Below are 23,175 nucleotides of genomic sequence, written 5' to 3'. Positions count from 1 at the left end.
AGATTTTTAATCTTTTTTGAAAAGTGAAAATGGTTACATGAGAGGAGAAAGGAACCACTGAAAAAAGCAGTGATTCCTTAGAAATAAATTATTTAAAGAAATACCCTGTTTCTGGTGAGCTTGCATTTGCCATGCGTTTACGTGGCATACGACCTGCTAAAAATGCTTCACGTCCAGCTTCAACAGCTTTTTTCATTGCAGAAGCCATCAAAATAGGGTTTTGAGCAGCTGCAATGGCAGTATTCATCAGTACGCCGTCACAACCAAGTTCCATCGCAATAGCAGCGTCACTTGCTGTACCAACGCCTGCATCGACTAAAACTGGTACTTTCGCATTTTCTTTAATAATTGAAATGGTGTGTGGGTTTAAAATACCTAAACCTGAACCAATCAGACTACCTAAAGGCATAATTGCAACACAGCCCATACTTTCAAGTTCTTGCGCAATGATTGGGTCATCAGAGGTGTAGACCATAATCTCAAAACCATCATCAATCAAAGTACGAGCGGCTTTTAATGTCTCGGTTACGTTTGGATATAAGGTTTTTTCATCACCCAACACTTCAAGCTTTACTAGGTTATGACCATCGAGTAACTCACGCGCTAACATACATGTACGTACTGCGCTGTCAGCATCAAAACAACCTGCGGTATTTGGCAAGATAGTATATTTTTCTGGTGGAATAACTGAGAGTAAATTCGGTTGATCTGGATTTTGTCCAATATTCACACGGCGGATTGCGACGGTTACAATTTCTGCACCACTGGCTTGAATAGCTAAATCTGTTTCATTTAAGTCTTTATATTTGCCAGTTCCTACCAATAAACGAGATTGAAAAGAACGTGAACCAATAATGAGAGGGGTGTCTTGCATGGATAACTCCGACTTAGCCGCCGCCAACAGCGTGAATAATTTCGATACGGTCATGTTGAGCAATCGTAATTTGCTCTAATTTGCTTTTAGAAACGATTTGCTGATTGTGTTCGACAGCAAAACGTTTTCCTTCAAGTGCCAACTCCTGAATGAGTTGCAACAGGTTTTGGCTAGGCGTGTCCGTTAATTCGCCATTTAAATAAATTTGCATGATCACATTCCGATTATTTTGCGTATTTGAAAGCATTCCAAGCCAAGATCAGCCATCCAGCAATCATTAAAGCTCCACCGATTGGCGTAATTGCACCTAATATTCTTGGTAATCCCAGCGCCATGATATAAAGCGAACCACAAAAAAATAGAATACCAATCTGGATAAATAAGAAAGATAACTTGATTGGGAAATGGGGAAGAACCTTACTTAAAATACCAAGCGCTAATAGGCCTAGAGCATGATAAAAAAAGTAGTCGGTTGCAGTCTGCCACCAAGCAAGTTGCTCGGGACTCGCGTGAGCTTTAAGACCATGTGCTCCAAAAGCACCCAACATGACTGCAAAAGCAAGATTAAGGGCTGAAATGGCAATCCACATAACAAAAAACGCAACTGAATAATGAAAGGCAACGTTACCATAGAATAGGTTGGCTAAACATAGCCAGATAAAACAAAAGGGCTTATCGCCCTTTTATTTTTTTCATTTACTTTAGCTTGCCGACATAGCGACTTTAATTTTTTCCATCGCATTTTTTTCAAGCTGACGAATACGTTCTGCCGAAACATTATACTCAGCAGCAAGCTCATGTAGGGTAGATTTATCATCATCTAACCAACGGCGCTGCAAAATATTACGCGAACGATCATCTAACTGGTCCATGGCATCATGTAAAGCAGATGTACTTTGCTCTTCCCAGTCTTCATTTTCAACTAAACGAGCCGGGTCATAACGGTTATCTTCAAGATACAACGCAGGGGCAGTATGTGGCGTATCATCGTCATCATCACCTTGCGCTTCAAAAGCAGCATCATAAGCGGTTAAACGACCTTCCATTTCCAGAACTTGTTCTGGAGTTACATTTAAGTCGTTGGCAATAGATTGTGCTTCTTCGAGCGTTAATTTTTTACTCGATTTTTTTAAACTACGTAAGTTGAAGAAAAGTTTACGTTGAGCTTTAGTTGTTGCAATTTTTACGATACGCCAGTTACGAATAACGTATTCATGAATTTCTGCCTTAATCCAGTGGACGGCAAAAGATACAAGACGTACGCCCATATTTGGGTCGAAACGTTTTACGGCTTTCATTAAGCCTAAGTTACCTTCTTGAATAAGGTCGCCTTGTGGTAGGCCATAACCTGCATAGCTGCGCGCAATATGAACGACAAAACGTAAATGCGACATTACCAGCATTTTTGCGGCATCAAGATCTTGGTCATAATAATAACGTTCAGCAAGTTCTTTTTCTTGCTCGGCCGTTAAAATAGGAATCTGATTGACAGTACTGATATATGCACCAAGGTTTACACCGGGCGCAGACAATGACAGGGGCATCAATTGATTGCTGCTGTCACTCATGAGTTCTCCTTATAGGATAGGATGGATTAACCAATAAATTCATCTTAATTTGAATTGCCTTCATAATTAAGGAAAATTGGGTAGAAAAATGTAAAATTTTATGCAGTTACTAATCTTGGATTTTAACAAAGAATCATTGAATTTCAATTAAATAGTGAAATTCTCTTTCTGAAATTTGCATGGTTTGACACATAAAATGATGTAAATTGCAGTAACGCGTTACATCAATTTCACTATGAGGGTCAGATGATTTCAATAAAAATAGCTGCTTTCCTGATACTTTCTTAAGTTCACGTTTCAACATTAATAAAGGCATTGGGCATGGTTGACCAAGGGCATTAATTTCAATAGGCGTTACAGTAGAAGAGGTAGTGCTCATTCATTATAAAAACAACTAAAAAAAAATATTCTAACAAATTTTTTGACGAACTCTAGGTGTTTTATAAAAATTAAAAGGTAAAGGATTATATAAAAATTATTGTAATAAGCTGTTTAAAAAAAGAGCTAAAAATAGGGGAAATATTTGAAAAAAATTCTATTAATTGTCATAAACCCGTGTTAAGCTCGAACCGTTTTAGGGATTACCACACAGTTAAATTGTTTTAATAACCTATAACAAATGGATGTAACCGGAAATTGTTGATAGTTTTACAGAATGATTACAAGCTTTAAGATTATAAAAATTTTAAATACTTGTTTACTCTGCTGTTTGCAACACCGGAAGGTCCTTTTTTCATCATCTGAGGATTGACTTATGACAGCTCGTGAACAAGGCGTAGTAAAGTGGTTTAATGACACTAAAGGCTTTGGTTTTATTCAACGTAACGGCGGCGACGATGTATTCGTTCACTTCCGTGCAATCGTAGGTGACGGTCACCGTTCTCTACGTGACGGTCAACGCGTAGAGTTTAGCGTTGTACAAGGTCAAAAAGGTTTTCAAGCTGAAAACGTTCAGCCTTTAGACTAAGACTAATTCATCTTTTTGATGAATGATGGACGCTCCAATTTTTGAATTGGGGCGTTTTTGTTTATAATGATCTTCTCATTCGAGAGATTGTTTGTTAGAGCGCGTATTTATGACATCTGGTTTTGAAACCTTGAATTTACATCCGCAACTTAAAAAGGCGATTGATGCTTTAGGGTTTACTCAAATGACCCCAATTCAGCAAAAGGTTTTAAAATATACATTAGCCGGGCATGATGCAATTGGGCGAGCACAGACAGGAACAGGTAAGACAGCTGCCTTTCTGATTAGTGTAATTAATGATTTACTCAATAATCCGGTTCAAGAGCAACGCTTCCGTGGTGAGCCTCGTGCTTTAATCTTGGCGCCTACTCGTGAGTTGGCATTGCAAATTGAAAGTGATGCAAAATTCCTCACAAAATTCTCTAATTTACATGTCGTGACCCTATTGGGTGGCGTTGATTTTGATAAGCAGAAGAAGCAACTTGATGCTAATTTTGTTGATATTATTGTGGCTACACCTGGGCGTTTAATTGATTTTGTAGAACAAAAAGAAGTTTGGCTCGATCAAATTGAATTTTTAGTCATTGATGAAGCTGACCGTTTATTAGATATGGGCTTTATTCCTTCGGTAAAACGTATCGTTCGTTATTCACCGCGTAAGGAACAACGTCAAACTCTAATGTTCTCGGCGACATTTAGTTACGATGTCTTAAATTTGGCAAGACAGTGGTTGTTTGAACCTGTAACAGTTGAAATTGAGCCTGAACAAAAGACCAATAACGATGTCGAACAACGTGTTTACGTTGTGGCTAAACAAGATAAATATCGTCTTTTACAAGATATTTTACGTGAAGAGCCAATTGATAAAGTCATGATCTTTGCTAACCGTCGTGATCAGGTGCGCCGTCTTTACGATCATTTGAAAAAAGATGGATATAAAGTAGGGATGCTATCTGGCGAGATTGCTCAAGATAAACGTATGAAAATGTTGGAGCAGTTCAAACAAGGTAAGCATAACATCATGATTGCAACGGATGTCGCTGGTCGTGGTATTCACGTAGATGGCGTATCTCATGTAGTCAACTTTACTTTACCTGAACAATCTGATGATTATGTTCATCGTATTGGGCGTACAGGTCGTGCAGGGGCACAGGGTGTAAGTATTAGTTTCTTATCTGAAGATGATGCTTTCTATTTGCCGGAAATTGAAAAAGCAATTGGTAAGAAATTACCGCTTACCCGATTAGATGGCTACTGCTAATAAAAAAATCCCAATCAATTGATTGGGATTTTTTTTACTTAATTAATTTTGCAATAAAAAGTAAGGGTAGTTTGGTAGTCATCATCTTTAGCCAAAGACGCATTTTTACCGGTTAAAGTACCAATGACACCCGCAGCAGCTTCTACCATTTGACCAGTCTTTTCACTGACCACATCTTTTAATACGCCGTGATAAGAGGTTTTTTCATCTACAATAACTGGGCTTGTACTTTTAGAGCACGTTTTTTGTGCCGCAGTAACTGCATTATTCTTTGCAATTAAATTGGTTTTACCAATACCAGTCACTTCAAACTGATTATTTTCTTTTTGAATTGCTAGAGTATTTTTAGGGGTGGTTGCACAAGCACCTAGTAATAAAACAACGCCGCTCATTGCGCTCGCTAAAATTATTTTTTTCATGATTCACCTAAGTTAATCGCCAAAAGACATAGCTATTTGAACATAAGTTTTCTAATTGATTTTGAAGACGTTGTATGAGTTTTGAAGTTTTGTATTAAAAAATGTCAAACTATAAGTTCACTAGGTTTATAAGCTAGATTCAATGGTGGATTAACGGTAGATTATGCTAATCTATTTCGAATTTTTGAGTTAGATCAATATTAATGACGGATTCAGCAATACAAATAATTCACCAAAATATTCATCAGCGTCAGTCTATTGGCCAATTAATTGAACCAGCTCCAAACTCAGAGCAACTAGAGTTAGCTTTTCAGGCTGCTTTAACGGCTCCAGATCATCATAGACTTAAGCCAACGCGTTTTGTAGTTATTCCAGGTGAGCAACGCGGTGCTTTCGGTGAGATTCTAACAAAAGCTTTGGCAGATTTAGGTGAAACTGATCCCGCTCAACTTGAACGTGTTAAGCAACATCCTTTTCGCGCTCCGCTACTTATTTTAGCGCTGACTCAGTTACAAGATCACCCAAAAGTACCACATTTTGAGCAAATCTTAAGTACAGGTGCGGCAGTACAAAATCTTTTGTTATCTTTGCAAGCTCAAGGGTTTTCAACCATGTGGCGTAGTGGAGCTGTTGTTGAATCAAATTGGTTAAAACAGTATTTAGGACTGCAACCACATGATTTAATTTCAGGTATTATTTACGTTGGCACTGCAGCTAAAGCAATTGCGCCTCGTGCAGATATTGAAAGTAAAGAATTCGTAAAAGTTTGGCAGGCTTAAACGTCTGTAAAAGTAAGAAATAGGATAATAAAGCATGGCTGAATTTAAGTTTACAGATTTGGTGGAACCTGTTGCGGTCGATAAAAAAACGGCATTACGTATTACCGTTTTAGGGGGCGGTAGCTTTGGTACAGCCATGGCGAATTTAGCTGCTCGTAATGGCTGCGATACCATGATCTGGATTCGTGATGCCGAAACAGCAGAAGAAATTAATAAAACCCATATTAATAAACGTTATTTACCAGACTTCACTTTAGAATCTTCATTACGTGCAGTTTCTGATTTGGAACAAGCTGTATGTGATCGAGATATTATTTTGGTTGCAATTCCTAGTCACTCTTTCCGCGATGTCTTAAAACAAATCGCTCCTTATATTACTGCACAAGCGGTTGTTTCTTTAACGAAAGGTGTTGAAGCTAAAACGTTTAGTTTCATGAGCGATATTATTCGTGAAGAACTACCAGAAGTTCCATATGGTGTATTGTCAGGTCCAAACCTTGCCAAAGAAATTATGGCAGGCATGCCATCTGGTACAGTGATTGCTAGTGATTCCGAGCTTGTTCGCTATGCTGTGCAGCATGCGCTTCATAGTGCGTTATTCCGCGTTTTTGGTAGTGATGATGTGCATGGAGTTGAGTTGGGCGGAGCGCTGAAAAATATTTATGCAGTCGCAATGGGAATTGGTGCAGCATATAAAATTGGTGAAAATACCAAGAGTATGATTTTAACGCGTGCTTTGGCCGAAATGAGCCGTTTCGCAGTAAAACAGGGGGCGAATCCACTTACGTTCTTAGGTTTATCTGGTGTAGGCGATTTATTTGCAACTTGTAATAGTCCATTAAGCCGTAATTATCAAATCGGATATGCGCTAGGTTCTGGTAAAACGCTTGAACAAGCGAGTAAAGAGTTGGGTCAAACTGCAGAAGGGATTAATACAATTGTTCAGGTGCGTGGCAAGGCACAAGAACTGGACGTATATATGCCAATTACCAATGCTTTATATGAAGTGATTTTTGAAGGCGCTCCGCCATTAAATATTGCACTTTCTCTTATGAAAAATGGGCATCGTAGTGATGTCGAGTTTGTTTTGCCTCATCATGAAGTCTGACGAATAAATGTCATAAATTGTGGTTATAATGCAGGAATTATTAACAAGGAAATTTTATGCAACTGACATTAGTTCGTCATGGGGAAGCTGCTCCACCAGTAAATGGTAATGATATTAAACGTCCACTTACTGCGCGTGGACATGCGCAGGCTGAACAAACGGCAACATTTTTAAAAGATATTGTAAAACCTGATATTTTTGTAGTCAGTCCTTTGTTGCGTGCTCAAGAAACATTGGCACATATTCAGACATATTTTAAAGATGTGCCTGTATTGTTGTGCGATAAAATTAAGCCAGATGATGATGCAAAAGAAGCAGTTGAGTGGTTGTCTCAAATTCCTTATGAGTCGATTGTGGTGGTTTGCCATATGAATGTTGTAGGTCATATTGCAGAGTTGCTTACTCATGAAAATTTCAATCCATTTGCGCTTGCAGAAGCTAGAATTTATGATCAAGCTGTGATTGCAAATGGTTTATCAACACAAAAAAATAGTTTTATACCCACAATATAATTAAAAAGGTTATTTAGCTGACATGCTGTATATATGGATGCCTGAAACCAATGGAACATGGCATTGGTCTAACGGAGAAAGCTGGTTGCAGGCTGCGAGTCTCGATCAATTAATACAAGACTTGCAAATACATCAAGGAAAAGAAGCTACGGTCTTTTTTCCGAGTCGTCATGCTCAAATGCTTCAGCAAACGATGGCGAAGTCCCACTATAAACAGCTGGGGGCTGATGGGGTTAAATATCTACTTGAAGAGTTTGTGACTTTGCCTATTGATCACATGAAAGTGGTCCACCATTTTCATGCAGATCTGTTAACTGTTTTGGGTGTTGCACAAGGTATGGTCGAGACATGGCAACATTCCTTGGCTTTATTGCCAACCAAACTTGTTGCTTTGCTACCAGATTTTCTGATTTTGCCTGAACCACAAACTGAGCAAGTTATTCTGTGTAATATTAACCATCAACTTTTGGTGCGTGAAAATAAGTGGTTAGGTAACTCAATTGATGATTTGGGGCTTTTTTTAGAATTTCAGCCGGCCGAAACACATTATCAATATAGTGGTTTAACAGCAGAGCAACTAGAGAGTTTGGAAGCCGCTTCAAGTGCAGAGCAACGTTCTAAGTTTGTTTATCAATTTCAGTCTCTAGATAAAACTAAGCAGCATCCTTTTAATGTTTTACCAAAGTCAAAAGGTCAAGAGCGTACTTTCTCTGGCTATTGGAAAGCTTGCGCTGCTGTAATTTTGGCAATTATTGTGGTGCAGTTTAGCTATGATTTATTGCGTTGGGTCAAATTGAAAAAAGTGGCAAATCAAACTGCTGACCAAACGATTGAACAATATAAATATTGGTTTGGGCCATCTAGTCGTGTAACTGAACAAAATATTAAAGGCCAGTTTGAAAGCCATCTAAGAATGAGTCAGCAAGGTGATACACAAGCACTTTCTTTGTTGAGCCGTGTTGGACCAATTTTAATGCAAAGACAGATTTTGGCTCAGCAACTTAATTATGATGCTTCAATCTTAACGATGGCATTAAAAGCAAAATCGGCAGATGATTTACAAGCTTTGACACAACAATTAAATCAGCAAGGATTTAAAGCTGAGCTAGGTAATGTTCAAGCAAATGGTGGTGAGGCAATTGGGGTGGTGAAAATACAATAATGAAAATGTTAGCTCAATTGCAGAATCGTTTTGATCAGTGGATTGAACAAGTTGTTCAATACCTAGATCGTTTAACTGTCCGTGAACGTGTTCTGGTGATCTTTACTACAATTTTTGTTGTAGTGGCTATTGTTGGGTCTTCACTTTGGAAAATGCATTCTTTGGCAGAACAACAGCAAAAACGCTTAAATGATTTAAAAGATTTGATGGTGTGGATGCAGAGTAATGCGGTTACTATGAAACCCGCAAATGAGCTTGAACTTGATAAGTCTGGAAAAATACAAAGAGTGGCTCAACAGCAAGGTTTAACTGTGACTTCTCAGCAAAATGGAGAGCAGTTACAAATTGTTGTAACACATCAGAATTATGCGGTTTTAGCTAACTTTTTAACACAAATTGCACAGATGGGCCTTAGTATTCAGAAGATGGAAATGGTTTCAAGTGAAGGTCAGATTAAATTAACAGCGACAGTTCAATAACATATTAAAATATGCTTATGTCAGGCATGGTGTTTTGTGCTGCCTGTGCCTATAATATGCGTACCTAAAATCAGTAGACTGTGATTGGTATGTTATATTCACTTGCTCGCCCGATGTTGTTTAGTTTAGCACCAGAGCGTGCCCATGAATTAACATTATCCATGCTTGATAAAGCACATAAGCTAGGCATGATGCGTCAGGCTGTAGAAGCAAAACCTACTACATGTATGGGAATCGAGTTTCCTAACCCTGTAGGTTTGGCAGCAGGCCTAGATAAAAATGGTGCTCATATTGATGCCTTAGCTGGTTTAGGTTTCGGTTTCATTGAAATTGGCACAATTACACCTCGCCCACAATCGGGTAATCCAAAACCACGTTTATTTCGTATTCCTGAAGCTAAAGCCATTATTAACCGCATGGGTTTTAATAATGATGGTGTTGATAAGCTGATTGAAAATGTTAAAGCTTCAAAGTTTAGAGGCATTTTAGGAATCAACATTGGTAAAAATGCTGATACGCCTGTCGAAAAAGCAGTTGATGATTACTTAATTTGTCTTGAGAAAGTTTATAACTACGCGTCATACATTACAGTTAATATTTCATCTCCAAACACTAAAAACTTGCGTAGTTTACAAAGTGGCGATGCGTTAACTGAATTACTGCAAACTTTAAAAGCACGTCAACTTGAGTTGGCTGAGCAATATAATCACTATGTTCCTTTAGTTTTGAAAGTCGCTCCGGACCTAACAGCTGAAGATGTTGAGTTTATCTCTGCTCAATTATTAGATTTTAAAATTGACGGTCTTATTGTGACCAATACGACTTTATCGAGAGAAGGGGTGGAAAACCTGCCTTACGGTAATGAGTCAGGTGGTTTGTCAGGTGCTCCTGTATTTGAAAAAAGTACAGAATGTTTACGTTTATTTGCTCAATCATTAAAGGGACAAATTCCTTTAATCGGTGTGGGTGGTATTTTGTCTGGTGAGCAAGCTTTAGCGAAACAACAAGCTGGAGCAACACTTGTTCAAATTTATAGTGGTCTAATCTACACAGGACCAACACTTGTAAAGCAATGTGTTGAAGCTATGACCTAATTGAACATGAACACTATTGATATCATCATTCTAATACTTTTGCTCATTGGGGGGCTAAACGGTTTGCGACAAGGATTTATAAAAGCCTTTGCGAACTTGGTAGGATGGATTTTTGCATTAATTATGGGTGCAAAATATGCTGTTCTTCTAGCTCCGTCAATGTCGGGTTTAAGTCAGGATCCGGTGGTTCAAAAGATTGCGGCTTTTGCATTTATTGCACTTATTATTGTTGTTTTAACTTGGATCGTCACTGCACTTTTAAATGGCCTCTTGAAAAGTTTGAAATTGGGGCCATTAAATCGTTTAGCAGGTGGTGCTTTTGGTTCGTTGAAAGGTTTACTGGTCGTTCTTATTACCATGCAAGGCGTAGGACCTTGGGTTGAAGGTTCAGCAAACTGGAAACAGTCCATACTTATACAATTTTTACTGCCTTATGCGCCTTTAGCCACAGAGCTTTCTAAAGACGCAGCAAGTGAGGCATATCATCAGATAACATCTGGAGGCGGTGTATCTCGCACTTCTCCAAAACCAATGGACGAGTCGGAAGAATCAGAAATCCGGCCCGACCATTCAACAAAGAATCCTTTTTATTAATTCCTAGCTTGTCTGCGAGGTTGCTATGTGTGGAGTTGTTGGTATAGCCGGTAAATCGCCAGTGAACCAAATGTTGTTTGATGCATTAACGATGTTGCAGCATCGTGGGCAAGATGCAGCTGGAATAGTAACCTGCCATGAAGGCCGTCTTTTCCTTCGTAAGGATAACGGTATGGTGCGTGATGTCTTTCATACTCGTCATATGAGAGCATTACTTGGTAATTACGGTATTGGTCATGTGCGCTACCCAACTGCGGGTTCTGCTAGCAGTGCGGAAGCTCAACCATTTTATGTGAACTCACCTTACGGGATTACACTTGCACATAATGGTAACTTGACCAATGCAGAAGAAATTCATGATGACCTGTTTAAAACAGATTTACGTCACATGAACACTGATTCTGACTCAGAAGTTCTTTTAAACGTTTTTGCACATGAGTTGCAAAAGAAAGGAACACTAAACCCTACAGCTGAAGATATTTTCCATACGGTCTCTCGTGTTCATGAGCGCTGTCAAGGTGCTTATGGTGTAGTAGCTATGATCACTGGTCATGGTTTGGTTGGTTTCCGTGATCCAAATGGTATTCGTCCACTTATTTATGGTTCGCGTGAAACTGAACAAGGTGAGATGGAATATATCATTGCATCAGAGTCTGTAGCGATTACTGCACTTGGTTTTAAAATCGAGCGTGATATTGCACCAGGTGAAGCAATTTTTATTGATTCTGAAGGTCAGTTATTCACTAAACAGTGTGCGGCAGAACCAAAATACCGCCCATGTATTTTTGAATATGTTTATTTTGCTCGTCCAGACGCAATTATTGATGGTATTTCAGTTTATAAAGCCCGTTTAAAAATGGGTGAAAAATTAGCGCATAAGATTTTGCGTGACTGGGGTGAGGACCATGATATTGATGTGGTTATCCCAATTCCAGATACAAGCCGTACTTCAGCATTAGAGCTTGCAAATATTCTTGGTGTGAAGTTCCGTGAAGGATTTATGAAAAACCGTTATATCGGTCGTACCTTCATTATGCCGGGTCAACAACAGCGTAAAAAATCTGTACGTCAGAAATTGAACCCTGTTGAGTTAGAGTTTAAAGGCAAGAACGTTCTATTGGTTGATGACTCTATTGTACGTGGTACTACGTGTAATGAGATTATTCAAATGGCACGTGACTCAGGTGCGAAAAAAGTATACTTTGCTTCAGCAGCACCAAAAGTAATGTATCCAAACGTTTATGGTATTGATATGCCTGCCAAGACTGAGCTTATCGCTTCAGAACGCAGCGTAGAGGAAATCCAAGAAATTATTGGTGCTGATCGTTTAGTATTCCAGGATTTGGAAGACTTGAAGAACGCCGTACGTACAAGTAAGGTTCCTACATTGACTGAGTTTGATTGCTCTGTTTTTGATGGTATCTATGTAACTGGTGGAATCGATGCAGACTATCTGAATAATTTGGAGCAGAAGCGTAATGATTCTGCGAAAAAGAAAAAAGATGGTTATATTGATGTCAATATTGATGCAGCGTCAGTAGATTTGACAGGTATTAAAGAAGAATAGAAATAGCCGAAAAAAGCGGGTGTTTCCCGCTTTTTTCTTTTATGATGAAACTTAACAATGTAATTGGGATTATTTACATTGAAAGAAGTAAGCCACTATTTAATCGAAAATAAAAATATGGCATGGTCCATCACTATGTGTTTGGTCGCTGTGCTTTTAACTATTTTTATTTTAAATCTCATTTTAGGTTTACTTGTTCATTTTTTTGATTATAGCCAACCGATTTGGTGGCATGCTTTAAGTCCATATTTTGTTGCTCTTTTGCTTTTTATTATGGTTTGGTCGGTGGTGACTGAACTTTATATTTTGCGTAAAGGTGGACACTCCCTTGCTAAACAGCTTAAAGCACGTCGTTTGGTGAAAGGCGAGAGTACACCAGAAGAACATGCGGCATTAAAAATTACAGAACATTTGGCGCAAACATTTTCTCTTAACGTTCCAACTCTCTATGTTTTACCTGATGAAGTAGGTGTAAATGCATTAACTGCAGGTTTTCACTCAAATGATATTGTCATTATTTTGACTTGGGGGGCTTTACAGAATCTGGATGAACTAGAGTTGTATGGTTTATTGGGCCATGAGTTTAACCAAATTTTATCGGGTGAAGCTGTAGAAAATACTAAATTAAAAATTTTATACAGCGGTTTAACGACGTTCAGTCAATGGGGTAGTAAACTCGCCAAGCAGGGTTTCAAACGTTATAGTCCAGGCTATAAGCATAAATTTGAAACGGTATTTGTTGCTGTTGGTGGGGTAATCTGGCTGGCGGGAAGCTTGGGTGTATTAATCACTCGTTTTATTAAATATTTAACATTAAGTGGCCGTACATTTCGCAATGATCAAAAAACCATGCGATTATTAAAAAATAGTACGAATACCCAGACATTATTACGTATTTATGTTCACCATTCAGGATCACAAATTCATAGTGCTTATTCTGAATCTATTGCACATATGTGTTTTGCAAATTCACTTAGCCCTCAAAGTTGGATGAATATTCACCCAAGTATTCGTGAGCGCATTTACGAACTTAACCCAACTTTACTGCAAGATTTACAGTTAGAAAATTTAAAGAAACTTCGCAATCGACCTTTATTTAGCCTTTTCCGTTCATTAGAAGAATCTGAGACTGAAATCTATATTCCGTGGTCATCACCACAACCTCTGCCATTATTGCGTCTTTCTCCAATTAGTTTTGCATTAAATGATGCGATCAAGCCTTTAAGTAGTGATATCCGACGTAATAAAAAACGCCCTGAACTTATTCAGCGTGCATTGCAAACAGCCACTGGTTCGCGTGAGGTGATGGTTGCAATTTTAATGATTCGCCAATATCGAGAATTTATTCCGCAAGAAGCTCCTGTAAGCCATTCGATTGTCGATGCTTTGCTTAATTTGGATGGTCGTATTCATATTCAGATATTTCATGATGCATGTAAAAATATTGGCCATATGCCTGCAAGTATTGCGCGTCAATTTTTGACAAAACTGGCACTTATTATTCAAGAAGATGGCGAAATTGGACTGCTTGATGCCTTGTTATTAGAGCGGGTCAAGTATGAATTGAACCTGATGCCACTTCACTTACCTACGGCATTTGAAGAAGTAAAGCCTCAAATAGTGCGTTTAATTGATGCATTGCTCCATGTGCAGCAAATTAATAGTCCAAACCAGTTGGAAGTTCGCGAACGTATTTTGCGCTCTTTACTTAACCCAGATGAAATGCATATTTATGATGAAATTTCGGATGAGCCTTTAGACTTGGCTGAAATTTTAAATGATATTGCTGGGCTTTTGCTTCGTGATCGTTTAAGTATTTTGGCCATTGCTGAGATGTGCTTATGGAGTGACCGAATTATTACGCAAGATGAACTGGATGTGCTTGAGTTGCTTTACTGGCGATTTGGTTTTGAGTCCGATGAAATTGTAGAGCAAATGCAGAAGAAAAATAGCGTTATGATTATTTAAGAAACATATGTGGTTTCCAATAGAGATCATTCAAAGAAAACGCTGAAAAAAAATCAGAAGCCCGTTAGAATGTGTGTAGATTAGAGGTACTGATTTAAACATGATTGGGCAGCAAAGAAATATACTGGCAACGTTAGGAATTGATGTGTGGATTCCTAGAACACAAGTGTGCCAAAAAAATAATGCCCATACCGTATGGCGAGATCAGGTTGTCGAATCTCAAGTACCAATTATCCCATCTACAATAGATGTTCCTGCTTTTGAACAAAAGCCATCTAAGCCTGTGCTGCCTGAAGTTCCTAAAGTCGTAGAGGAGCCTTCAATAGCAATTGTAGATATTCCGCAGTCTGAAGTAGTTGTAGAAAAACCTATAATTGTTGTTGAGCAAGAGGCAATTGCTCCATTTGAGATGCAAGCTTATTGCCTTGAAAAGTGTGTAATCTTTGTTGATGTAACTGCATTAGAAAAAGAAGAAAAACAACTTTGGGCAAATATACAAAAGGCCAAAGTCGGGCACTATGCTGAATTAAAATGGCCTTTCCCGTTAGTTGCTTATCAGGATCAACGAGGGGTAGGTTCATATATTCAAGGTTTTTTAGATGCTGTGGCGGCAGAAAAAAAGATTTTATGTTTAGGTAAGTGTGCCTATATTCAACATACAAATATTATTCATTTAGCTAGTTTAAAAGAAATGTTAGATAAGCCTCTCCTTAAAAAAAGGTTGTGGCAACTTATGCAAGATAACAATGAGTAGTAGGGATATACATGAAAAAGGTTGTGGTTTTTAGCCAAATCGATAAAGAAATTTTGTCACGGTTGCAGCAGGACTATCATGTTGTCGTATTAAACCCTAAATTGGGTGATATTAATGAACAGATACGACAAGAAGTGGTAGATGCTGATGGAATGATTGGGGCGGGCCGCTTGCTTAATGAAAGTAACCTTGCTCCAGCACAAAAATTAAAAATTATTTCATCTGTGACAGTCGGCTACGATAATTATGATGTTGCTTATTTAAACCAAAAGAAAATCTGGTTATCAAATACACCACATGTTTTGACTGAAACTACAGCAGATCTTGCCTTTACTCTATTGTTAAGTGCAGCTAGAAAAGTACCATTTCTAGACCATTGGACTAAACAAGGTGAATGGAAAAGAACAGTTGGGCCACAACAGTTTGGTTTGGATGTTTTTGGGAAAACACTAGGTATTATTGGATTGGGTAATATTGGTACTGCAATTGCACGTCGTGGTTTTTATGGTTTTAACATGAATATTGTTTACCATAATCGACGTGAAAAGCCTGAATTGGCTGAGCCATTGAATGCTCAATATCTAGGTTTGGATGAGTTGTTACAAAAGTCTGATTTTGTAGTCACAGCAGTTGATTTAAATACAGAATCTAAAGCCTTAATGGGTAAAGCTCAATTTGAGCTTATGCAAAAGCACGCTATTTTTATTAATATTGCGCGTGGTTCGGTGGTTGATGAGCAGGCACTTATTGAAGCTTTACAGCAGGAAGTTATTTTTGCTGCAGGTTTAGATGTATATGAAAAAGAGCCTTTGCAAGATTCTGAACTTTTCAAATTACCAAATGTAGTTACTTTGCCTCATGTAGGTTCTGCTACAGCTGAAACACGCAAAAAAATGGCAAACTTAGCATATAAAAATTTGGTAGAAGCATTGGAAGATAAAACACCAAGATATTTGGTGAATCCTAATTTCGTATAAATATTGAATAACACTTCATTGCAAATATAGTCTATTTTCAATGTTATAGTGAAAGCCTGTTCATATGATGCAGTAAACTCAAGCATTCTATGAATGGGCTTTTTTGTTAGTTTAATTTTAATAGAGAAGAACTTTTGAAATTTTTGCCAGTTATTTTAAGTTTGGCTTTTATAACAAATGCCTCTTATGCTGATCCTTTTGATCCAAAGCCCGCTTCTGGACAAGTCGAAATTCCCAATATTGGTAGTGGAATAGGATTGCTTGACCAACAGAAAGAAAAATTTATTGGTGAAAAAGTTTTCCGTGAAGTTCATAAGCAAATGCCAGTCATACAAGATGTGTGGCTGGAAGATCAGTTTTTCCAAGTCTTCTCTAATATTCTGGGTGAAACACAACTTGGACAACCTATTGGGCTGGTTGTAATTAAAGATCCTCAAATTAACGCATTTGCTGTCCCGGGTGGGCTATTTGCACTAAATACTGGCCTTATTTCATCAGCTCGAAATATTGATGAGATTGCTGGTGTGATGGCACACGAAATTGCTCACGTTTCTCAGAGGCACTTTAGCCGTTCAGAAGAGGCTTTTAAAGGGCAGGCGCTTTTAAGTCTGGCTGGTTTGCTAGCTGGAGTGGCTCTAGCTGCTCAGGCAGGTGGAGATGCTGGAGCTGCGGTCATGTTAGGTACGCAAGCTGCGCTTCTTGATAAACAGCTCACTTATAGTCGTAATCAAGAGCGTGAAGCTGACCGAATTGGAATGCAGTATATGTATGCCGCGGGTTATAACCCGCAAAGTATGGCAGATTATTTTGAAACAATGCATAGAGCAACTAGCCATGTAAGTTTTCTGCCGGATTTTTGGCTTACGCATCCTTTAACGACTGAGCGTATGAGTGAAGCTCGTTTAAGAGCCAATCAAATGCCTAAGGTTAAAAGCAGAATATATGATGTCGATTTTGAAATTTTAAAATGGTACACCATGGTGGTCGCTGGAGAAGCTACAGAAAATCAGCTGCGGAGTTTAGCTTCGCAAAAAAATCTGGCAGGGATGCTGGCTTTGTCGGCGTTTTATCTTAAACAAGGAGATTACACGCAGGCTCAAACAACATTAGATCAAGTGAAATCTACTGGTAAGCCACTAGTTACTCTTATTCAAACAGATATTTATTTGGGTCAAAATAAGCTTGATCAGGCCTATAATTCGATTGCTCCATTGCAAATGACCATACCTGAAAATAAGGCGTTTAGCTATAAGTTGGCTGAGGTGTTGTTGCGTCAGGGAAAATATGCGCAAGTACAGGCGCTCGTGCAGCGTTTTATTAATAAAAATGCTCGAGATATTCAGGGCTGGCAACTATTACAGCAGGCTGCTAATTTGGATAAACAGTCGCCGTTAAGAGCAGTGAATGTATTACGATATCGTGCAGAAGCACAATACTGGTCTGGTAGTGAAGAAAATGCAATTAAATCTATGTTGCATGCGCAAAGACTAGCGAAGGGCAACCAATCTATGTCCACTAAAATAGATAGTCGATTAAAGCAAATGCAAGATGAGCGACGAATGAAAATTTAGTAGATTTAATTTGATCTTAGGATTTTCGCAGACACAGATATACTTAAACTGACAATTAAATGAAAGCTTAGTCTAAGAATGTATAAGGAAAGAGGAGGGAATTAAGCTAACTTAGCTTTAATTTTTGCTGAAACTTGAGCAGGATCGGCACGCCCGGCTATGATCGGACGTAGAGAATTCATCACCTTACCCATATCTTTCATGCTAGTTGCTTCTTGAGCAGCAATCGTTTGCTCAATGATAGAATCAAGCTCTTCCTCAGTCATAGCTTCTGGTAGAAACTGGGAAATAATCTCAGCTTCGGCTTGTTCTTTACTAGCTAAATCATCACGACCAGCACCTTCAAAGGCTTTGATCGATTCTTTACGTTGTTTAATTTGCTTTTCAATGACCGCAAGAACCTGAGCGTCGCCAAGCTCTATGCGCTCATCAACTTCGATTTGCTTAATTGCTGCTTGTAGACTACGCAAAACCGTCACTGTTGCCATATCTTTGGCACGCATAGAAGTTTTTAATGCATCAGTAATTTGGTCTTTTAAAGTAGTCATAATTTCAGCAATCAATCACAAATTAATTAGTAAAGGCGAGTAGTACGTACAGATTCGCGAGCCAATTTCTTTTGGTAGCGTTTAACTGCAGCAGCTTTTTTGCGCTTACGTTCTTGAGTTGGTTTTTCGTAGAATTCACGCTTACGAACGTCAGCTAAAACACCAGCTTTTTCGCATGAACGTTTGAAACGACGGATAGCTACGTCAACTGGTTCGCCTTCTTTCAACTTAACTTGTGGCATGTAAAATCCTCTAGATTATGGATAAGATCAGGCACACCATTGCGCCGGATCACAAGTGAAGGTCAGTATTTTACTCATTTACAACTCATATCACAAGTCTATAATAGCGATTGCAATATTTTGACTCATATAAAAGGCAGTTTTGATGATTGTTTTAGGCTTGGAAACTTCTTGTGATGAAACAGGGTTGGCACTTTATGATAGCGAACTCGGCTTGCGGGGACAGGTTCTTTATAGCCAAATAAAACTTCATGCTGAATATGGTGGGGTGGTTCCAGAGTTGGCTTCTCGTGACCATGTTCGTAAGCTCATTCCTTTAATGAATCAATTGCTTGAACAAAGTGGTGTAACAAAACAAGAAATTGATGCAGTCGCTTATACGCGTGGCCCAGGTTTAATGGGAGCATTAATGACAGGTGCATTGTTTGGAAGAACTTTAGCATTTTCTTTAAATAAGCCTGCTATTGGTGTTCATCATATGGAAGGGCACATGTTGGCGCCCTTGCTTTCAAGCCAACCGCCTGAGTTTCCATTTGTTGCATTGCTTGTTTCGGGTGGACATACGCAATTGATGGCAGCTCATGGCATTGGTCAATATGAACTATTGGGTGAGTCTATTGATGATGCTGCTGGTGAAGCTTTCGATAAAGTCGCGAAAATGATGAGCTTGCCATATCCGGGTGGGCCAAATATCGCAAAACTAGCGTTATCTGGTGATCCGCTAGCATTTGAATTTCCACGGCCAATGCTTCATCAAGGCCTAGATTTTTCTTTTAGTGGTTTAAAGACGGCAGTTTCTGTTCAATTGAAAAAGTTGAATGGTGAAAACCGTGATGCTGATATTGCTGCTTCATTCCAAGAAGCCATTGTTGATACCTTGGTAAAAAAATCAGTAAAAGCCTTAAAGCAAACTGGACTTAAGCGTTTAGTGATTGCTGGTGGGGTAAGTGCAAATTTACGACTACGTGAACAGTTAGAAACTTCATTGGCGAAAATTAAAGCTCAGGTTTACTATGCAGAACCTGCTTTATGTACTGATAATGGTGCAATGATTGCATTTGCAGGTTATCAGCGTTTAAAAGCCGGCCAACATGATGGCTTGGCTGTCACGACTACACCACGTTGGCCAATGACTGAATTATCTATTCCAGTAAATTCTTAATATTTAAAAATAAACGGCTATTATTATTTAAATAGCCGTTTATTTTATTGGGTAGAACTGGTCAACTCTTTTAAGCCATTTAAACCAATCCAGTGCTTAGAAAACTGATATGCAGCACGACCAGAACGTTGTCCACGCATTTGGCACCAACGCAAGCTTTCGGCACGAACTTCATCGGTAAAAAGCATATTTGCTTTATCAAGATAGTGCTCTACGATTTCTAAATATAAGTTTTGATCCATTGGATAAAAAGATAACCATAAACCAAAACGATCTGACAAAGAGATCTTTTCTTCAATCGCTTCTTGAGGATGTAGTTCGGTATATTGAGGTACATCCACCTTGGTTACAGGTGTATTTTCATGCATGAACTCGGGTAATAAGTGACGGCGGTTACTGGTCGCATAAATAATAAAATTTGTTGAACCTGACTGTAATGAGCCATCTAATACACTTTTTAAACTACGATAATTTTCATCTTCAGCATTAAAAGCTAAGTCATCACAATAAACGATATACTTTTCAGAGCGGTTTTGAATGATTTTTTGGATTTTAGGTAAGTCTGCTAAATCATCACGTTCAATTTCAATTAAACGTAATCCTTGAGGCGCATACTCCGTGAGTAAAGCACGCACAATAGAGGATTTACCCGTACCACGTGAACCCGTTAACAGTACATCATTTGCAGGTAGGCCATTTAAAAACTGCAAAGTATTTTGAATGATTTTTTCTTTTTGACGTTCGATGCCTTTTAAGTCATCAAGATAAATATTCTTAGGTGTATAAATGGCTTTAAGTTGCTGGTTTTCCCATCTAAAAGCGGGGGCAGTAAAATCAGTTTCTTGTTTAGGTTCGGGTAAGACTTGCTGTAACTGATTTAATACAAGTGATAAGGTTTGAACTAAATTGTCGGGTAAATCAATGGTAGCCATGGTTAATCAATCATGTTAAACAGTAATTTACTAGGATACTAACACCGAAATTTGCACGCTGACAAAAAAGATACTAGCAATGCAGTTTATCGGTTTTGCAATTGATTGAAATGTTCAGACCGCGCATAGTGTTGTCATGTCTATTCAGTAAAATCATCTGTGAAGATGAGGACGAAATATGTTTGAAAAAATACGAAGTGATATGAATCCGCATCAGGCTTACCGTATCAAAAAATTACAACGTCAGTTAGACATGGCTGAATCTTATGAAGAGTGGAAGTCTTTTGCATTAAAGCTAGATGAAGAAACAGGTGCGCAAGAGTGGAAGTTCGATAATAGTTCACCTTATTTTGATGCTGAGCTTATTTCTTATCGTTACACTTTACTGAAAAGATATCGTCAGCAACATCGTACTTTAGATTTGATTTATCTTTTAAAAGAAGGGTTAACCTACGATATTGCAAATATTGGCCACCCTATGTTGTTTGCTGCCACACATGTAGGCACAAAAAAGTTAATTGAAGATTATATTGAAGAAGTCAGCCAAAGCTTGGCTTATATTGCTTCTAGTGAATGTATTACCTTTCAAAGAAAAGAAAAAATCGAGTTTTTTGAAAATTGTGAAAAAGCATATGGACAGCCCGCGCTTATGTTTTCGGGTGGTGCAACTTTAGGTCTTTTTCATACAGGTGTATGTAAAGCTTTAATTGAACAAGACTTAATGCCCAAAGTCCTATCTGGCTCAAGTGCTGGCGCCATTATGACTGGTATGCTTGGAACTTCTGCGAGTGAAGACGTTCAAAACTTATTAAATGGCGAGCAATTTTTTAGTGATGCTTTCCACTTTAGAAAGCTTCGCGAACTCATAAAAGGGAATGGGGGTATTGCGGATGTCCATTATTTGAAAAAATTCCTAATCGAGAACTTAGGTGATTTGACTTTTGAAGAAGCATTTAAAAAATCGGGTTTAAATATTAATGTGGCAGTTGCGCCGTACGATGCAACAGAAAACCCAAGAATTATGAATGCAATTATGACACCCAATGTTTTAGTTTGGAGTGCTGTATTGGCTTCTTGTGCTGTGCCAGTTCTATTTCCACCTGTGCGTTTAACCAGTAAGCGTTATGATGGTGAACATACGCCGTATATGGCAAACACTAAATGGGTAGATGGTAGTGTGCGCAGTGACTTTCCACAAGAAAGAATGGCAAGGCTTTATAATTTAAACTACACCATTGCCAGTCAAGTGAATCCGCATGTTGTGCCATTTATGCAAGATGATGCACACCGTTTTCGTAAAGATCTTTTAAGTTGGCCTGAACGAATTTTAAGACGTCAAGGTAAAGTCCTGTCGATGGGAGTAATGGACTTCACTCGTCAAAGACTCGGTGCTATTTCTCCAGTAAGAAGATTGCTTGATCATGGATATGGGGTAATAGGGCAGCGCTACTATGGCGATGTCAATATTATTGCTAAATATGGCCTAAAACATTATGCCTATACATTGCAAAACCCTCGTCCGCATTTGTTTAAGCGTTTACAACGAGAAGGTGAGCGGGCGACTTGGCCGAAAATTTCTTCTATAGAAACTCATGCGCGTATTGGTAAAACAATTCAGCATTGTTTAGAAGTTCTACGTTTTGAAGAAAAGAGACAACAACCAGAGTCTTATTATGCTGAAGCATGATTTTGCTTCTCATATAGAAAACCTAAAATGCGTAACAAAACCTAAAAGTGCAGTTTTAGGACGGCATCTATGGACATGTACTATAGATGCTCATCACTACTGGCTAAAATACCATTTGCCGCATGTACATGCTCAAAGTGAGCAAGATTTTTTGCATGAATTGCAATTCTATGAAGATATTCAGTATAAAAAAGTGAACTGGCTTTTGCCATTTAAAATAGTTGATGTCGGTGCTATTTCCCAATTACATCAGTTTGAAGGGAAAGTATTAATTTTGCCAGACACCGATTGCTGGTTTGGCAATTTAGATCAAAAGCAAAATTTAAAAGATATTCGTGAGATGATCTATACCTCGCTTATAGCTTTAGCGGAGTTTCATGAGCTAGGATGGATTCATGGAGATATAAAAAGGGAGCACTTTCGAAAGTTTGAGCAGGGGCTCTATTTAATTGATTTTGAAAAAACGCGGCGTATACCGAGTCCTGATTCAATCATTGATGCTACACCAAGGTATATGGCACCTGAACTGTTTCATGGAACCAGTAAAAGTATACAAAGCGATTTATATGCTTTTGGGATTGTGTTGTATGAATGGTTAAGTCAAATGCGTTTACAAGCAAATACTTATCATGATTGGGCTGTATTGCATTGCCAAAATTTAAACATTCAGTTGCCTGATTCAGTTAAAATTTTTTACCCTTTACTTGTAGGGTTATTGCAAAAACAACAGAAAAACCGATTTTCAAATGCATTTGAAGCAATCAATTGTTTAAATGCGCTCTCAAACTGATAAAAATCATTGATCTAGTATCTGTATACAATTTACACGGTCAGTTTTTTTTAGAAAAAAAACACTTGTCACTGTTAGATCTTATCGCTAATATACACAGCCATCGGGGGCGTGGCGAAATTGGTAGACGCACTGGATTTAGGTTCCAGCGCCGCAAGGT

At 38.4% G+C, this 23,175-nt stretch carries 26 protein-coding genes; 17 read left to right on the top strand and 9 right to left on the bottom strand.

Going from position 1 to position 23,175, the window contains the following annotated elements; all coding sequences use genetic code 11:
• Nucleotides 1-88: 88 nt before the first annotated feature.
• The 5 genes from RMA95_RS00590 to RMA95_RS00570 form a co-directional block, all read right to left on the bottom strand.
• On the bottom strand, nucleotides 89-874 hold the full coding sequence (locus tag RMA95_RS00590; RefSeq protein WP_001154366.1) for a thiazole synthase: 786 nt from the start codon (nucleotides 872-874) through the stop codon (nucleotides 89-91).
• Between the two features lie 13 nt (nucleotides 875-887).
• The gene (gene thiS / locus RMA95_RS00585; protein WP_004700562.1) at nucleotides 888-1,085 is read right to left on the bottom strand and encodes a sulfur carrier protein ThiS; all 198 of its coding nucleotides are present in this window, start codon (nucleotides 1,083-1,085) and stop codon (nucleotides 888-890) included.
• A 13-nt stretch (nucleotides 1,086-1,098) separates the two neighbouring features.
• On the bottom strand, nucleotides 1,099-1,464 hold the full coding sequence (locus RMA95_RS00580) for a DUF423 domain-containing protein (RefSeq protein WP_114154511.1): 366 nt from the start codon (nucleotides 1,462-1,464) through the stop codon (nucleotides 1,099-1,101).
• 111 nt (nucleotides 1,465-1,575) lie between these two features.
• Complete coding sequence (gene rpoH, locus RMA95_RS00575; RefSeq protein WP_002049311.1) at nucleotides 1,576-2,442, bottom strand: RNA polymerase sigma factor RpoH; 867 nt, start codon at nucleotides 2,440-2,442, stop codon at nucleotides 1,576-1,578.
• Nucleotides 2,443-2,575: 133 nt separating this feature from the next.
• On the bottom strand, nucleotides 2,576-2,821 hold the full coding sequence (locus RMA95_RS00570; protein WP_263614151.1) for a sulfurtransferase TusA family protein: 246 nt from the start codon (nucleotides 2,819-2,821) through the stop codon (nucleotides 2,576-2,578).
• 375 nt (nucleotides 2,822-3,196) lie between these two features.
• Between RMA95_RS00570 and RMA95_RS00565 the strand changes: the two genes are divergently transcribed.
• Together RMA95_RS00565 and rhlB are read left to right on the top strand one after the other, a co-directional pair.
• Nucleotides 3,197-3,409, top strand: coding sequence for a cold-shock protein (locus RMA95_RS00565; RefSeq protein WP_000126912.1), 213 nt, complete (start codon nucleotides 3,197-3,199; stop codon nucleotides 3,407-3,409).
• Nucleotides 3,410-3,518: 109 nt separating this feature from the next.
• On the top strand, nucleotides 3,519-4,670 hold the full coding sequence (gene rhlB / locus RMA95_RS00560) for an ATP-dependent RNA helicase RhlB (protein ID WP_042077024.1): 1,152 nt from the start codon (nucleotides 3,519-3,521) through the stop codon (nucleotides 4,668-4,670).
• Between the two features lie 38 nt (nucleotides 4,671-4,708).
• On the opposite strand, the gene RMA95_RS00555 is transcribed toward rhlB, so the two are convergent.
• Nucleotides 4,709-5,089 carry a hypothetical protein gene (locus RMA95_RS00555; RefSeq protein WP_042077025.1) on the bottom strand — a complete coding sequence of 127 codons (381 nt, stop codon included), beginning with the start codon at nucleotides 5,087-5,089 and terminating at the stop codon, nucleotides 4,709-4,711.
• 203 nt (nucleotides 5,090-5,292) lie between these two features.
• On the opposite strand from RMA95_RS00555, the gene RMA95_RS00550 reads away from it, so the two are divergent.
• The 12 genes from RMA95_RS00550 (at nucleotide 5,293) to RMA95_RS00495 (ending at nucleotide 17,654) form a co-directional block, all read left to right on the top strand.
• Nucleotides 5,293-5,868 (top strand): nitroreductase, encoded by a 576-nt coding sequence (locus RMA95_RS00550; RefSeq protein ID WP_311069294.1) that lies wholly within the window; start codon nucleotides 5,293-5,295, stop codon nucleotides 5,866-5,868.
• A 34-nt stretch (nucleotides 5,869-5,902) separates the two neighbouring features.
• A complete protein-coding gene (locus RMA95_RS00545) occupies nucleotides 5,903-6,976 on the top strand; it encodes an NAD(P)H-dependent glycerol-3-phosphate dehydrogenase (RefSeq protein ID WP_000807316.1) in 1,074 nt (357 codons plus the stop codon).
• Between the two features lie 56 nt (nucleotides 6,977-7,032).
• Nucleotides 7,033-7,488 (top strand): histidine phosphatase family protein, encoded by a 456-nt coding sequence (locus RMA95_RS00540; protein WP_263614148.1) that lies wholly within the window; start codon nucleotides 7,033-7,035, stop codon nucleotides 7,486-7,488.
• A gap of 22 nt (nucleotides 7,489-7,510) precedes the next feature.
• Nucleotides 7,511-8,650, top strand: coding sequence for a type II secretion system protein GspL (gspL, locus tag RMA95_RS00535; protein ID WP_311069293.1), 1,140 nt, complete (start codon nucleotides 7,511-7,513; stop codon nucleotides 8,648-8,650).
• The gene (locus RMA95_RS00530; protein ID WP_263614146.1) at nucleotides 8,650-9,129 is read left to right on the top strand and encodes a type II secretion system protein M; all 480 of its coding nucleotides are present in this window, start codon (nucleotides 8,650-8,652) and stop codon (nucleotides 9,127-9,129) included. Before gspL ends, RMA95_RS00530 begins: the two co-directional genes overlap by 1 nt.
• Before the next feature lie 89 nt (nucleotides 9,130-9,218).
• Nucleotides 9,219-10,223: a quinone-dependent dihydroorotate dehydrogenase gene (locus RMA95_RS00525; protein WP_004707879.1), complete on the top strand. Its 1,005-nt coding sequence runs from the start codon at nucleotides 9,219-9,221 to the stop codon at nucleotides 10,221-10,223.
• A 6-nt stretch (nucleotides 10,224-10,229) separates the two neighbouring features.
• Entirely contained in the window at nucleotides 10,230-10,817 is a 588-nt protein-coding gene (locus RMA95_RS00520) for a CvpA family protein (RefSeq protein WP_263614145.1), read from the top strand.
• Between the two features lie 25 nt (nucleotides 10,818-10,842).
• Entirely contained in the window at nucleotides 10,843-12,384 is a 1,542-nt protein-coding gene (purF, locus tag RMA95_RS00515) for an amidophosphoribosyltransferase (protein ID WP_019457102.1), read from the top strand.
• A gap of 78 nt (nucleotides 12,385-12,462) precedes the next feature.
• Nucleotides 12,463-14,352, top strand: coding sequence for a M48 family metalloprotease (locus tag RMA95_RS00510; protein WP_031971918.1), 1,890 nt, complete (start codon nucleotides 12,463-12,465; stop codon nucleotides 14,350-14,352).
• Between the two features lie 100 nt (nucleotides 14,353-14,452).
• On the top strand, nucleotides 14,453-15,106 hold the full coding sequence (locus RMA95_RS00505; protein WP_311069292.1) for a hypothetical protein: 654 nt from the start codon (nucleotides 14,453-14,455) through the stop codon (nucleotides 15,104-15,106).
• A gap of 11 nt (nucleotides 15,107-15,117) precedes the next feature.
• Nucleotides 15,118-16,083: a D-glycerate dehydrogenase gene (locus tag RMA95_RS00500; RefSeq protein WP_311069291.1), complete on the top strand. Its 966-nt coding sequence runs from the start codon at nucleotides 15,118-15,120 to the stop codon at nucleotides 16,081-16,083.
• A 143-nt stretch (nucleotides 16,084-16,226) separates the two neighbouring features.
• Nucleotides 16,227-17,654, top strand: a complete 1,428-nt coding sequence (locus RMA95_RS00495; RefSeq protein WP_311069502.1) for a M48 family metalloprotease — start codon at nucleotides 16,227-16,229, stop codon at nucleotides 17,652-17,654.
• A 101-nt stretch (nucleotides 17,655-17,755) separates the two neighbouring features.
• Here the strand turns inward: RMA95_RS00495 and RMA95_RS00490 are convergent, their stop codons facing one another.
• The gene (locus tag RMA95_RS00490) at nucleotides 17,756-18,202 is read right to left on the bottom strand and encodes a GatB/YqeY domain-containing protein (protein WP_004700591.1); all 447 of its coding nucleotides are present in this window, start codon (nucleotides 18,200-18,202) and stop codon (nucleotides 17,756-17,758) included.
• A gap of 26 nt (nucleotides 18,203-18,228) precedes the next feature.
• The gene (gene rpsU / locus RMA95_RS00485; RefSeq protein WP_001136722.1) at nucleotides 18,229-18,444 is read right to left on the bottom strand and encodes a 30S ribosomal protein S21; all 216 of its coding nucleotides are present in this window, start codon (nucleotides 18,442-18,444) and stop codon (nucleotides 18,229-18,231) included.
• A gap of 145 nt (nucleotides 18,445-18,589) precedes the next feature.
• Here rpsU and tsaD point away from each other — a divergent pair, with 145 nt between their 5' ends.
• A complete protein-coding gene (gene tsaD, locus RMA95_RS00480) occupies nucleotides 18,590-19,606 on the top strand; it encodes a tRNA (adenosine(37)-N6)-threonylcarbamoyltransferase complex transferase subunit TsaD (protein WP_311069290.1) in 1,017 nt (338 codons plus the stop codon).
• A 44-nt stretch (nucleotides 19,607-19,650) separates the two neighbouring features.
• Here the strand turns inward: tsaD and RMA95_RS00475 are convergent, their stop codons facing one another.
• Complete coding sequence (locus RMA95_RS00475) at nucleotides 19,651-20,538, bottom strand: ATP-binding protein (protein WP_263614141.1); 888 nt, start codon at nucleotides 20,536-20,538, stop codon at nucleotides 19,651-19,653.
• A 178-nt stretch (nucleotides 20,539-20,716) separates the two neighbouring features.
• On the opposite strand from RMA95_RS00475, the gene RMA95_RS00470 reads away from it, so the two are divergent.
• Both RMA95_RS00470 and RMA95_RS00465 read left to right on the top strand, forming a co-directional pair.
• On the top strand, nucleotides 20,717-22,225 hold the full coding sequence (locus tag RMA95_RS00470; RefSeq protein ID WP_004700599.1) for a DUF3336 domain-containing protein: 1,509 nt from the start codon (nucleotides 20,717-20,719) through the stop codon (nucleotides 22,223-22,225).
• Nucleotides 22,212-23,015 carry a protein kinase domain-containing protein gene (locus RMA95_RS00465; protein ID WP_311069289.1) on the top strand — a complete coding sequence of 268 codons (804 nt, stop codon included), beginning with the start codon at nucleotides 22,212-22,214 and terminating at the stop codon, nucleotides 23,013-23,015. The genes RMA95_RS00470 and RMA95_RS00465 overlap by 14 nt, the downstream gene beginning before the upstream one ends.
• Nucleotides 23,016-23,175: the final 160 nt, after the last annotated feature.

The sequence above is a fragment of the Acinetobacter sp. V110_1 genome (assembly GCF_031798975.1).
In the GTDB taxonomy this organism is placed as follows: domain Bacteria; phylum Pseudomonadota; class Gammaproteobacteria; order Pseudomonadales; family Moraxellaceae; genus Acinetobacter; species Acinetobacter nosocomialis_A.
The sequence above is the reverse complement of the archived record's forward strand: the minus strand, read 5'-3'. Positions and strand labels throughout refer to the sequence as shown.